At 36.7% G+C, this 11,778-nt stretch carries 11 protein-coding genes; 8 read left to right on the forward strand and 3 right to left on the reverse strand.

The genetic code is table 11. From position 1 onward, the window contains the following. From HLX49_RS07590 to hemY, 3 genes are all read left to right on the forward strand, one after another. A partial coding sequence (locus tag HLX49_RS07590) for a uroporphyrinogen decarboxylase family protein (protein ID WP_296361123.1) occupies positions 1-207 on the forward strand: 207 nt, incomplete at its 5' end. A 33-nt stretch (positions 208-240) separates the two neighbouring features. Next, positions 241-1,182, forward strand: a complete 942-nt coding sequence (gene hemH / locus HLX49_RS07595; protein WP_077703059.1) for a ferrochelatase — start codon at positions 241-243, stop codon at positions 1,180-1,182. Further along, positions 1,175-2,584: a protoporphyrinogen oxidase gene (gene hemY, locus HLX49_RS07600; protein WP_101933685.1), complete on the forward strand. Its 1,410-nt coding sequence runs from the start codon at positions 1,175-1,177 to the stop codon at positions 2,582-2,584. Before hemH ends, hemY begins: the two co-directional genes overlap by 8 nt. Before the next feature lie 46 nt (positions 2,585-2,630). Here hemY and pepF read toward each other — a convergent pair whose 3' ends face one another. Both pepF and yhfH read right to left on the reverse strand, forming a co-directional pair. After that, positions 2,631-4,442, reverse strand: a complete 1,812-nt coding sequence (pepF, locus tag HLX49_RS07605) for an oligoendopeptidase F (RefSeq protein ID WP_077703061.1) — start codon at positions 4,440-4,442, stop codon at positions 2,631-2,633. 489 nt (positions 4,443-4,931) lie between these two features. After that, positions 4,932-5,060: a protein YhfH gene (gene yhfH / locus HLX49_RS07610; protein ID WP_073006120.1), complete on the reverse strand. Its 129-nt coding sequence runs from the start codon at positions 5,058-5,060 to the stop codon at positions 4,932-4,934. 731 nt (positions 5,061-5,791) lie between these two features. Between yhfH and lplA the strand changes: the two genes are divergently transcribed. The 3 genes from lplA to HLX49_RS07625 all read left to right on the forward strand — a co-directional run bounded on the left by lplA (position 5,792) and on the right by HLX49_RS07625 (position 9,548). Next, positions 5,792-6,787 carry a lipoate--protein ligase gene (gene lplA, locus HLX49_RS07615; RefSeq protein ID WP_101933686.1) on the forward strand — a complete coding sequence of 332 codons (996 nt, stop codon included), beginning with the start codon at positions 5,792-5,794 and terminating at the stop codon, positions 6,785-6,787. Between the two features lie 331 nt (positions 6,788-7,118). Continuing rightward, positions 7,119-8,654: a fatty acid--CoA ligase family protein gene (locus HLX49_RS07620; RefSeq protein WP_101933687.1), complete on the forward strand. Its 1,536-nt coding sequence runs from the start codon at positions 7,119-7,121 to the stop codon at positions 8,652-8,654. A 363-nt stretch (positions 8,655-9,017) separates the two neighbouring features. Next, positions 9,018-9,548 (forward strand): competence protein ComK, encoded by a 531-nt coding sequence (locus tag HLX49_RS07625; protein WP_077703065.1) that lies wholly within the window; start codon positions 9,018-9,020, stop codon positions 9,546-9,548. On the opposite strand, the gene HLX49_RS07630 is transcribed toward HLX49_RS07625, so the two are convergent. Then, the gene (locus tag HLX49_RS07630; RefSeq protein ID WP_077703066.1) at positions 9,484-9,879 is read right to left on the reverse strand and encodes a YhjD family protein; all 396 of its coding nucleotides are present in this window, start codon (positions 9,877-9,879) and stop codon (positions 9,484-9,486) included. The two genes, HLX49_RS07625 and HLX49_RS07630, sit on opposite strands and share 65 nt — an antisense overlap. Positions 9,880-10,282: 403 nt before the next feature. Between HLX49_RS07630 and HLX49_RS07635 the strand changes: the two genes are divergently transcribed. Then, complete coding sequence (locus HLX49_RS07635; RefSeq protein ID WP_077703067.1) at positions 10,283-10,939, forward strand: TVP38/TMEM64 family protein; 657 nt, start codon at positions 10,283-10,285, stop codon at positions 10,937-10,939. A gap of 55 nt (positions 10,940-10,994) precedes the next feature. Further along, a complete protein-coding gene (lepB, locus tag HLX49_RS07640; RefSeq protein WP_414930300.1) occupies positions 10,995-11,546 on the forward strand; it encodes a signal peptidase I in 552 nt (183 codons plus the stop codon). Positions 11,547-11,778 lie beyond the last annotated feature (232 nt).

An 11,778-nucleotide genomic window follows, 5' to 3' on the forward strand; every position in this document is an offset into this window, starting at 1 on the left:
AAAGTGTTGCAAGGAAATTTAGACCCAGCTATTTTGTTAACAGAATGGGAAATGCTAGAGAAGCGAACACAAGCTATATTGGATGAAGGCTTAGCAGATGGAAACCATGTTTTTAATCTTGGTCATGGCGTGACGCCAGATATTCAACCGGCTACATTAAAAAGATTAACTACGTTTATTCATGAGTATAGTCAGCGAAATAGGTGAAAAGAAAAAATTAAATTTGCGAGGTGTTGAAGCATGGAAAAAAAGAAAATGGGATTATTAGTGATGGCTTATGGAACACCATACAAGGAAGAGGACATTGAACGGTATTATACGCATATTCGCCACGGCAGAAAGCCTGAAGCAGAAGCATTGCAAGACTTAAAAGATCGTTACAAAGCAATTGGAGGCATATCTCCATTGGCAAAAATAACGAATCAGCAAGTGGAAAAACTGGAGGCAACATTAAATGCAGTTCAAAACGAATATGACTTTAAAGCATATACTGGGTTAAAACATATTGAGCCATTTATTGAGGATGCTGTGCAACAAATGGCTGAAGATGGTATGGAAGAAGCAGTGTCAATAGTTTTAGCACCACATTTTTCTACTTTTAGCGTACAATCCTATAATAAACGAGCAAACAATGAAGCTGAAAAATATGGTATTACGATTACTTCAGTGGAAAGCTGGTATGATGAGCCTGGTTTTATTAAATATTGGGCTGATCAAATTACCGACGTTTATGCCAAGATGGCAGACGAGGAACGGGAAAAAGCAGTGCTGATTGTTTCTGCCCATAGTTTGCCTGAGAAAATTTTACAGGATGGTGACCCTTATCCACAACAGTTAGAAGAAACCGCCAAACTAATTTCAGAAGCAACTGGGATTAAGAATTATGAAATTGGTTGGCAAAGTGAAGGCAACACGCCAGATCCTTGGTTAGGACCAGATGTACAGGATCTTACAAGAGATCTTTACGAGCAAAAGGGATACCAAGCTTTTGTTTACGCACCTGTAGGTTTTATAGCCGACCATTTAGAAGTGTTATATGACAATGATTACGAATGCAAAGTAGTTTGTGATGAAATAGGTGCATCCTATTATCGACCAGAGATGCCAAACGTACATCCACAATTTATTCATACATTAAGCGATGTTGTACTAAAGCAAGTAAAGCGTGAACCGAATGAATAATTCAAAACAAATTGTCATTATAGGCGGCGGTATAACAGGTTTATCTGCTGCCTATTATTTACAAAAACAGCTCGTTGAAAAGCAACTTCCTTATAAGGTGAAGCTTGTGGAAGCAAGTAGTCATCTAGGGGGGAAAATAAGAACGTTGCACCGGGATGGATTTACGATTGAACAAGGTGCAGACTCGATGTTAATTCGTAAACAGCCGGCTATGAAATTAGTGGAAGAGCTACATCTTGAAGATCAAATTGTTCGTAATGCTACGGGAAAATCCTATATTTTGAAGGGAAATAAGTTCCACCGTATGCCACAAGATACCTATATGGGAATTCCAAAAAATGCGCGTTCTATATGGAATTCTACATTAATTTCTCCGAAAGGAAAATTAAGAGCTTTGGCAGATTTATGGAAGGGAAAACGAAAAGAAGAAACAGATGAGTCTTTAGCAGCTTTTTTTAGACGTCGCTTTGGAAATGAATTACTCCATAACCAGATTGAAACGCTGTTATCTGGAATTCATTCTGGAAATATAGAAGAAATGAGTTTAAAAGCTTCTTACCCACAATTTCGCCAATTGGAGCAAGAATATGGCAGTTTAATGAAAGGGTTAAACAAAACTATTCCCAAAGTTGCAAAAGATAAAGGGAAAGGGCCGGCACCTGGTGCTTTCTTTTCCTTTCAAAACGGTTTAGGTACTCTAGTAGATCGTTTAGCAGAAGAAATTGGAGAAGAGAATATGATGCTCCAAACAGCGGTTGATCATATTGAAAAAAAGGAACACGGCTATCATGTACTGTTAAGTGATGGAAATGTTTATAAAGCAGATGCTGTTATTATAGCTACACCACATTTTACCGTGCCGAAAATATTTAGTCAGTATGATTTCTTTCAACCTTTTGTGGAGGTACCTGCCACATCAACAGCTAATATTGTGTTGGCGTTTGATAAGGTGAAAATAAAAAAAGATATAGATGGCACAGGCTTTCTTGTTAACAAGAACAGCAATTACCATATTACTGCTTGTACATGGACACATAAGAAATGGCCGTTAACAACCCCAGAAGGGAAAGTTTTAATGCGCTGTTATGTTGGGAGACCGGATAACGAAGAAATAGTCGAGGCGTCAGATGATGCGCTAACAGACATTGTGCTAAAAGATTTACATAAAGCAATGAAATTAAAAGGTGATCCGACATTTAGTGTTGTTACACGTTGGCGAAATGGAAGACCGCAATATACACTCGGGCACTCGGAACGACTTGCTGAAATTAGAAAACAAGCTAGGCTGCAGTTACCTGGTGTTTTTTTAACAGGTTGCTCCTATGATGGTCAAGGTATTCCAGACTGCATTGAACAAGGAGAAAGAACAGCTCAAAAAGCATTACATTTTGTTTTACGTTAACCTTAACCCCCTATAATGGTTGGCATTTTAGGGGGTTATCATGTCGTTACTTTTCTTTCTGATAACTTGCTTCTAATTGATCTACAAGTGATCCTACAAAGTCGACAGCTTTCTTAATAGGTTCAGGCGAAGACATATCCACACCAGCTTTTTGAATTAAATCAAGCGGCTTTAGTGTTCCTCCAGATTTTAATACGTTAATCCAACGTTCGGCAGCTGGAGCCCCTTCTTGCTGGATAGTCTGTGCTACAGCAGTAGAGACGGTCAGACCAGCAGAGTACGTATAAGGGTAGAGTCCCATGTAGTAATGTGGCTGACGCATCCATGTGAGTCCGGCTCCTTCATCCATTGTTACTTTATCTCCCCAGAAATTCGCTAAAGCTTCTTTCTTTTGTTCAGAAAGAACTTTTGCTGTTAAAGGCGTTCCATTTTCGGCTAACGTATACACCCTTTTTTGGAATTCTGCCTCCAGTAAATGCGTCACAAAATTATGATAATATGTCCCTAATAACTGGGTGATAATCCATCTTTTCATTCGCTCATCATCTGTTTTAGCTAATAAGTGATTCGCGAGCAGTAATTCATTTAAAGTGGAAGGTGCTTCAACAAAGTACGTTGAAGGACGAGTATTAAATAAAGACTGTTCTTTTCCGGCAAAGTAAAAATGACCTGCGTGTCCCAATTCATGAGCTAATACAAATGCACCGCGCATGGTATCTGTCCATGTAATTAGGATATAGGGATGTACGCCATAAGGGCTGGAGCAAAAAGCACCTGTCCTTTTCCCAATGTTATCAGCCAAGTCGACCCAACGGTTTTGAATAGCCTGTTTTATAACTTGTTGATATTCTTCTCCCATGATACCGAGAGCGTCCACAATTGTAGCTGTCGCTTCTTCATATGTAGTTACCGGATTGAAGTCTGGATCAAGCGGCGCTTTCAAATCGCATAAGTATAACTCTTCCAATCCCAATTGTTCTTTTTTTAGTCTAGCAAATCGTTGCATATGAGGAGCGAGCTCTGCTTGAATAATATTTAGTTGATTATGATACATATCTGTCGTTACCTGTTGTGGATGCAATAGCATATCTGTGACATTATCATACTGACGTTGCCTTGCCATCACCACTTGCTTGGTAACTTCTGTTGCATAAACGGCAGCGTATGTATGTTGATATTGTCGAAGCGTTTGTACAAAAGATTTATATGCATTTCTACGAGCAGTGTTATCAGCAGTTAGCTCATAACGGTCTTCATACAATGCAGCAGACATAGGAAGTTCATTTCCATGCTCATCCGTAATGGAAGCAAACATCATATCGGATGATGTACTACGCTGATAAATCACATATGGCGCATCGTGAACTTCAGAAAGAGAAGCGAGTAGTTCTTCTATCTGCGAAGACAATGTATAAGGTTTTTTTTCTATTAAATCAGCAAGCATTTTGCGGTACGTTGCTAATTCGGGGTGCCGTTTTACAAAATCCCCAATCGTTTCTGTAGGTATTTCCAGTATTTCTGACTGAATAAAAGATAGTTTTGCTTGAATTATTGCTAGTGCTTGGGCTACTTTTGCGCTATCTTCTTGACGAGATGGATCTGTTCCATCTGTACTGTTTCGTAAATTAGCATAGGTTGCTACCCACATAACTCTTTTTTGAAAAGCTTCGTAGGTGGCAAGGCATTGATATAATGCAGAAGCTTCTTTTCCTAATTCTCCTTTAAAAATCGCAAATTGTTCTACATCCTTTTGAATAGCCTCTAATTCGTTTTGCCAATCTTTGTGTGTAGAAAATAGATCTGATAAATCCCATGTTAAGTTTTCAGGTACTTTAGAACGAGTTGGTCGTTTCTCCATGGACGCTTCCCCTTTCATAAATTGAAAATTAGTAAACTGTAAATAGTGATGCTGTAAGTTCGATTTGACAACCTTAGTATAAGACGTCTGATTTTAATATGAATTATCTTTCTAAAGCAATCCTGTAGTTATTGGATGTATGTATTATTATATTATAATGACTTGAATAATAATAGGTTTTTTAAGAAAATTTAGTATTCAAATATAAGACACTGTAAGAATGCTACTTCAAAAGTTGGAGATAACAGCACTTAAATTCCCAATTTGTTCGCCTAAACAATCCGTCGGAATGAAAAAACCACCTCTGATTGAAGGTTCACTTTATAATTGCAAAATAACTTTCTTTGAACCTGAAAAAAGCTGACATGTTCATTGTCAGCTTTTCTTAATAGGTCGTTCATGCTTGGTACAATTACCAATTTGAATTAAGACAATTTGAAGATGGTACTTGAAATGGTGGCGATGAAGTAGCTTTCTCATACATTTCATTTATCTTGCTGGATGATCACATTCGTCACATAAATTTCCATAGCAGTCTGCTTTTTCAAACATATCATTTCCACATTTACTACATTTTTTCTTAGGTAAATTTCTGAAAAATTCAAGAACGTTGAGCATTGGACTTCCTCCCCCTCGGTTAGTAATTACAAACTATTGTAATATAACAGTATGAAAAAAGTCAATACTGTGTTACAACAAAAAATATTTCTTTATCTCCATTTTTGGTAGTTACCGCAGAAAACCGTATGTAGTGCCGTGGAAAGGCGGCTTAGCAATGTAACAGTATCTAAATATTTTTATTGACTGTTTTAAGGTATGATAACTTGTTTATACTATAGGGAAGTATTCTTGTAATAAAGCAAAATGATGGTTGACTATCCCTTTGGGGCGATTTGCATTCAATACACTTTGAGGTGAGCGTGATAGAAAAAGCAGGCGAGCAAGTGATAGCGTGTTAGTTGTTAGATTTTTCCGTGCAAATAAAGGGCAGTTGATACTGTTAAGCTAGCGGAGGAAAAACACGGAAAGCGTAGTGTTTTTTCGCAGCGGTCACTATCTACATGTCGCTTGTGTTTTTTCGAAACGATTGTTGTATTAAAAATCAAAAAAAATTGTACATAAATAGAGTGCTAGAATTATAGAAGTTATAACTATGCCAAGAAAAGCTTGGCTTACACAATTTTTGCTTCTATCTGTTTTTTTTATTAAACTAGAAAGAAGGGACAAGAAGATCAAAACGTTGTTTCTTTGCTCTGTTGTTGCTTCATTACGATATCAGGTGAATGTTTAGAGCATAAAGGATAAGCAGTTAGAAAAATTTTGTAAACTTTGGAAGGGGTATGACAAGTATGAAATTCATTGATAATCAAGGTATTTTAGACCCAGCTATGAACTTAGCATTGGAACAGTATATTGTAGAAAACTTTGGTGAAAAAGATACATTTTTATTGTTTTATGTGAATCAACCTTCCATTATTATTGGACGCAATCAAAATACGATTGAAGAAATAAATACGCATTATGTTAACGAACATGATATTAAAGTTGTACGCCGTTTATCTGGGGGCGGGGCCGTTTACCATGATGAAGGAAACTTAAACTTTAGTTTCATTACAAAAGATGATGGGAATAGCTTTCAAAATTTTGCTAAGTTCACCCAGCCTGTAGTAGAAGCATTAAATAAGTTAGGTGTGCCTGCCGAATTGAAAGGACGTAACGATTTAGTTGTCGAAGGTCGTAAAATCTCAGGGAATGCCATGTATGCGACGAAAGGAAAGATGTTCAGTCATGGGACGCTCATGCTTGACTCTGAAATTGATAAAGTTGTATCAGCGCTTAAAGTAAACAAAGAAAAAATAGCTTCCAAAGGAATTAAGTCCATCCGCAGTCGGGTAGCAAACATTTCCGAGTTTTTCAATCAAAAAATATCCATGGACGAATTTAAACACGTTATTTTACGGCATGTATTTGATGTGGAGGATATCTCTGAAGTTCCACGTTATGAATTAACAGAAGAAGATTGGAAAAATGTTAAACAAATATCACGTGACCGCTATAATAACTGGGATTGGAATTACGGCAAGTCGCCATCGTTTAATATTCAAGCTTCCCATAAATTTGATGCAGGTCTTGTTGATGTTCGTTTAGACGTCAAGAAAGGAATAATAGAGAATTGTAAAATTTATGGTGACTTTTTCGGTGTTGGAGAGATCAACGTTTTGGAAAGTAGTCTTATTGGTGTCCGTCATCAACAAGAAGCAATTGAAGAAGCGTTGACCAATGTTGAAGTTCCTCGTTATTTAGGAAAGATATCGAAAGAAGACTTTATTCAGTTAATCTATTAATGTCTTTGTAATTATGGGAGAACTATATTCTAAAATTCAGGCATGAGTTCAGTTATTGAGCTTATGCCTTTTACTGTTCATTTCTTCGATAGCGCTTTCTCTTGAAATGATAAAGAACCTCATATATAATTGAATTGTTCAACGATTCTTATAGTTTAGTTGGGTGTGGGAGAATGATTTTTGTTTACCAATAAAATGAATGATGATTCATTCATTTTATTGCGCTAGAGAAAAGTATGGAATTTTTTGGTTTATAGTAAAAGGAAAACGAAGGTCTGTCGCCACAATACTTGTCGACAATCCGAGTTTTTCTAAGACAAGGGGGAGTTTTATGAATATAAGTAAGCAATTGTCTTGTACTGCGCAAGAATATGCGAATAAGCCAGCATATATCTTTGAGCATCAGCCAACGAGTTATAAGGATCTCGATCAAGCTGTGACTTTATTTGCTTCTGGGTTAGCAGCAATTGGTTATAAAAAAGGTGATCACATTGCTTTAGTTGTCGGAAATAGCCCTTATTACATTATTGGTCTATATGGTGCTCTAAGGCTGGGGTTAGTGGTTATTCCAATTAATCCATTATATACACCAAGTGAACTGAGTTATATTTTACATAATGGAGATGTCAAGGCGGTAATAACGTTAGACCGATTACTAGAAAAATTTCAGGCGATAGATGGGGAACTAAGTATTTCTAATTACATTGTTTGTGATTCTGGGGCAGGAGAACAACCAATACCGATGGAGAGAGAAAGATTGCATGCTTTTTCTGAGGTGCTACAATTAGGAGATCCGTATTTCGACCAACCAGATCAGCAAAGTGATGATTTGGCCATTATTTTATATACATCTGGGACAACTGGTACACCAAAGGGAGCCATGCTTTCTCACCACAATTTGTATTCCAATGCAAAAGATGTTGCAGATTATTTAAGTATAAATGATAAAGACAAAGTAATTGCTGCTTTACCCATGTTTCATGTGTTTTGCTTAACGGTTTCCCTTAATGCGCCTTTAATGAATGGCGGGACAGTTATCGTTTTACCAAAATTCTCACCTTCTGCCGTATTTGAATTAAGTACAACCTATCAAGCAACTATTTTTGCTGGGGTACCGACGATGTATAATTATTTATTGCAAGCAAAGCGGGAAGATAAAGAAAATCCATTTGCAACGATCCGGTTCTGTATTTCTGGAGGGGCATCTATGCCAGTAGCTTTGTTAAAGGGATTTGAGCAAGCTTTTGATGTCACCATATCTGAAGGCTATGGATTATCTGAAGCTTCACCGGTAACTTGCTTTAATCCGTTAGATCGACCACGTAAACCGGGGTCGATCGGCTGCAGTATTCAAGGGGTTGAAAACAAGATTGTAGACGAATGGGGCGAAGAAGTGCCTGTTGGCGAGGTTGGGGAATTAATCGTTCGCGGTCCCAATGTAATGCTAGGCTATTATAAGCTTACGGAAGAAACAGCTGCTGCTTTAAAAAATGGCTGGTTATATACGGGAGATATGGCACGAAAGGATGACGAAGGTTATTTTTTTATCGTTGACCGGAAAAAAGATATGATTTTAGTAGGTGGCTATAATGTGTATCCTCGTGAAGTAGAAGAAGTCTTCTATAGGCATCCAAATGTAATAGAAGTAGCTGTAATAGGTACGCCTGATCCAGAAACTGGTGAGGCGGTACAATGCTTTGTTGTGACAGATGAAAATGACGTAACCGCGGAAGAATTAATTTCATTTTGCCAGACGTATTTAGCAAAATATAAAGTCCCTGCAAACATCATTTTTTTAGATGAATTACCAAAGAATACAACTGGAAAAATTTTAAGGAAAAACTTAAAGGAACAAGTACTTCAATGAAAGGCCTAAACTTAGCAGCTGTTGCCATAAAATAGGTGGCAAGCTGCTAAGTTTTTCTAAACAGATAAGAAAATATAAATGAGTTGCTTGTGGATAATGAAATAACTGAATAGTATAAACTTAGGGTTTATAGTATAAGAAAAACAAAGGCTTTCGCATAAGACTTGGTAACAAGCCAAGTTTTTCTAACGACATAGCATTTTTTAATAAATTTTATTCTATTCTTGTTGATGAAGTGGTGAAAAGAAATGGCAAACAAAATAAAATAATCAGAAAGAAAATGTGTTTTTTGTTTCTTTTTTTGAAAAAGTTTGGTATTTTAGTAAAGAAGCCACTTTCTTTTCTTCTAGAAAGGATGAAAACATGTTTAACTTCTACACAGATCCTCCCGAAATCACCCCTTTTACTGCTGCCTTGGTAGCTCGACGAGACTCCAATAACAAAGCAATGACGATGGTGCTTGAAGATCAGGAAGAATATGCAGTCGGTTGCTCCCCAAGTAAGGTGATGGATCACGCTTGTAAGTATTTTGGCAGCAGTTTAAAAGGAAGACAGGATGGAACGCGTGATGTTTGCGGTATTACCCATAAAGCCCCCGTTACAATTGATCCATTAAGCGGCATGTATTTTTTTCCAACGATTTCTCCTTCGAGCTCTCAGTGTACATGGATTGCCCATTCCCATATCGAACAAGTTCAAAGAAAGCATGAATATGGGACGGAAATTATCTTTCTAAATGGAAAAAGCATTGAATTAGACATTTCCTATGGGTCGATGATAAACCAAATTCAGCGAACAGCTCAATTTCGGTATTTATTAAATAACCGACTCAAGTTTTTAAAGAAGCACATTGCTCCTTCAGAATCGACTTTCTCATCAACTCCTCAAACATAAGTTTCACTTTTTTTCGGATAGCAGGATTGAAATAATTGCGTTTTTCCTCACGCCCTCGACAAATAAACAAATAAGAGGAAAAGGAATCATTTTTCTCCAACTTTACAACTTGTATTTGTTTTTGCTGCATCGTTTTCCGTAAGTTTTTTCGCTCCTGAAATGCAAGCTGTTCCATTCTTGTTAAAACTTCTAGGTAGGATTCCTTTATTTTAAATGCTTTGAATGTACCAGTCTGTAGAAAATAAATATCTTGTTGAATTACTAAGATAGTCATGGAAAGAAACAGGAAGCGTGATGCCAATGTTAACTCATCTTCGTTTAAGTAACGCAAAAAGAATTCCTCCTTCACAAGGAACGTATGTTCCTTTGTTGCTAGTATATGCGATAAACATAAAAAAATTCAATTCATAAAGAAAAGAAAGTGGCGATATAAGTGATAGGACTTTGCACATGGCGATTTTTCTATTAAAATAGAAAGTACTAACCATTCTTCAAGGGGGTAAAGAGAACACCTCTAATTCAAGTTTTACTTTGTCTATCATTTCATTCTTTTAATATTACTATAGGAATGTGTAAAGTTTTAAGTTTATCGTATAACCGACGTTTTTCTCATGTGTTTAGGGAGAAAAAGACACTAAAGTATGAAATCGTCTGTTATAGGAAAACATGGAGATATCATTATTATGTGAAAAAACTAGAAAAATAACATTCATATTATCGAGGAGATTTACTACATGCTTTTATTAGACATCCAACTATCCGATTGGGAAATGATTTTTGATAGTGAAACTTTTGATGATTACATTACGCAACTATTAAAAAATTATGAGAATCTAGGCCCTATCCCTGGTTTCCTGTTGCCATTTATTGAGGCGTTTTTTCCATTTTTGCCGCTAGTTGTATTCGTTTTTGCCAATGCTGCTGCTTATGGGCTGTTTGAAGGGTTTATTTTATCTTGGGCAGGTGCAGCAATAGGTGCTATTCTCGTCTTTTTAATTATTCGTAAGTTAGGTGATCGAAAAGTATTTAAAATAATTCGTAAAAATAAACAGGTGAGGAAAGTAACTGCATGGCTAGAAAGGCATGGTTTTGGACCACTGTTTTTATTAATGTGTTTCCCTTTTTCTCCGTCATCTGTTATTAATGTTGTTTCTGGATTGTCTAAAATTAGTACCCAACAATTTATCTTAGCCGTAATTATGGGGAAATCCGTCATGATTTTCTCCATTGCTTATGTTGGCTCAAGTATTATGGAATTTGCCAAGAATCCGGTGAAAACGATTGTTGTTGGAATATGTATCGTGTTATTTTGGATGATTGGTAAATATATTGAAAAGCGATTACAGAAAAAAGCGGAGTTGCGCGAAGAATCTGATACGAGGAAAGATTAAAACATCTGTTTCTAGGGTAAGCTATTAGTAGAACTTACTCTGGAGGAAGATGAAAATGAAAAATAAATATCGGAAAGTGGTCTTTGTTATTTTGTTTGGGGCCATGATTATAATTGCTAGCAGGTCAGCTTTATTTGCCAGCTATGTGGTAGAAGGTGAATCAATGGAGCCAACTTTGGATGATGGGAACCTGCTAATGGTAAACAAGTTTGTGTATGATTTAACGGAAGTCGATCGGTTTGATGTGATTGTCTTTCGTGCTAATGAGAAAGAAGATTACGTCAAAAGAGTAATTGGAATTCCAGGGGATACGATTTATTACCAAGATGACAAATTATATATAAATGGGAATTATGTTGAAGAAGATTTTTTACAAGAATATGCGCAAGCTACGTTAAGTAATAAAACATATACAGAAAATTTCTCGCTGGAAGAAGTAACTGGAGAGACAAAAGTGCCAAAGGGCAAGCTATTCGTTATGGGAGATAACCGTGGGGAAAGTTTGGATAGTCGTGCATTTGGATTTATTGCACAGACGCAGTTGGTCGGCAAAGTAGATGTGAAATATTGGCCTATTTCTCAAGCTAGTCTAAGTCTGGGTAACTAGTGGAAAATGGCGTCTTTGGTGAAGTTTTTCCTTACCTATCATTGGTGTCATAGGTTGTACAAGGTTTTGAGCAAATATGAATGCTAGTCACACCTTCTTCATTTTATATGCTTCTTATATTCTTCATCTACAGCAAGACGCTTCTTTTCAAACATGATATACTAGAATGATAAAGGACATAAGCAACAATTATAAAGTCAGTTCGGACGGACGATCCCGGTCTTCATATAAG

The sequence above is a fragment of the Virgibacillus sp. genome (assembly GCF_013393565.1).
In the GTDB taxonomy this organism is placed as follows: Bacteria; Bacillota; Bacilli; order Bacillales; family Amphibacillaceae; genus Virgibacillus; species Virgibacillus dokdonensis.

Bases quoted from the DNA above. Each gene is read 5' to 3' on its own strand.
- lepB (WP_414930300.1), top strand. From the start codon at position 10,995: ATGAAAAATAAATATCGGAAAGTGGTCTTTGTTATTTTGTTTGGGGCC.
- HLX49_RS07635 (WP_077703067.1), top strand. From the start codon at position 10,283: ATGCTTTTATTAGACATCCAACTATCCGATTGGGAAATGATTTTTGAT.
- pepF (WP_077703061.1), bottom strand. From the start codon at position 4,442: ATGGAGAAACGACCAACTCGTTCTAAAGTACCTGAAAACTTAACATGG.
- HLX49_RS07625 (WP_077703065.1), top strand. From the start codon at position 9,018: ATGTTTAACTTCTACACAGATCCTCCCGAAATCACCCCTTTTACTGCT.
- lplA (WP_101933686.1), top strand. From the start codon at position 5,792: ATGAAATTCATTGATAATCAAGGTATTTTAGACCCAGCTATGAACTTA.
- hemY (WP_101933685.1), top strand. From the start codon at position 1,175: ATGAATAATTCAAAACAAATTGTCATTATAGGCGGCGGTATAACAGGT.
- yhfH (WP_073006120.1), bottom strand. From the start codon at position 5,060: ATGCTCAACGTTCTTGAATTTTTCAGAAATTTACCTAAGAAAAAATGT.
- hemH (WP_077703059.1), top strand. From the start codon at position 241: ATGGAAAAAAAGAAAATGGGATTATTAGTGATGGCTTATGGAACACCA.
- HLX49_RS07620 (WP_101933687.1), top strand. From the start codon at position 7,119: ATGAATATAAGTAAGCAATTGTCTTGTACTGCGCAAGAATATGCGAAT.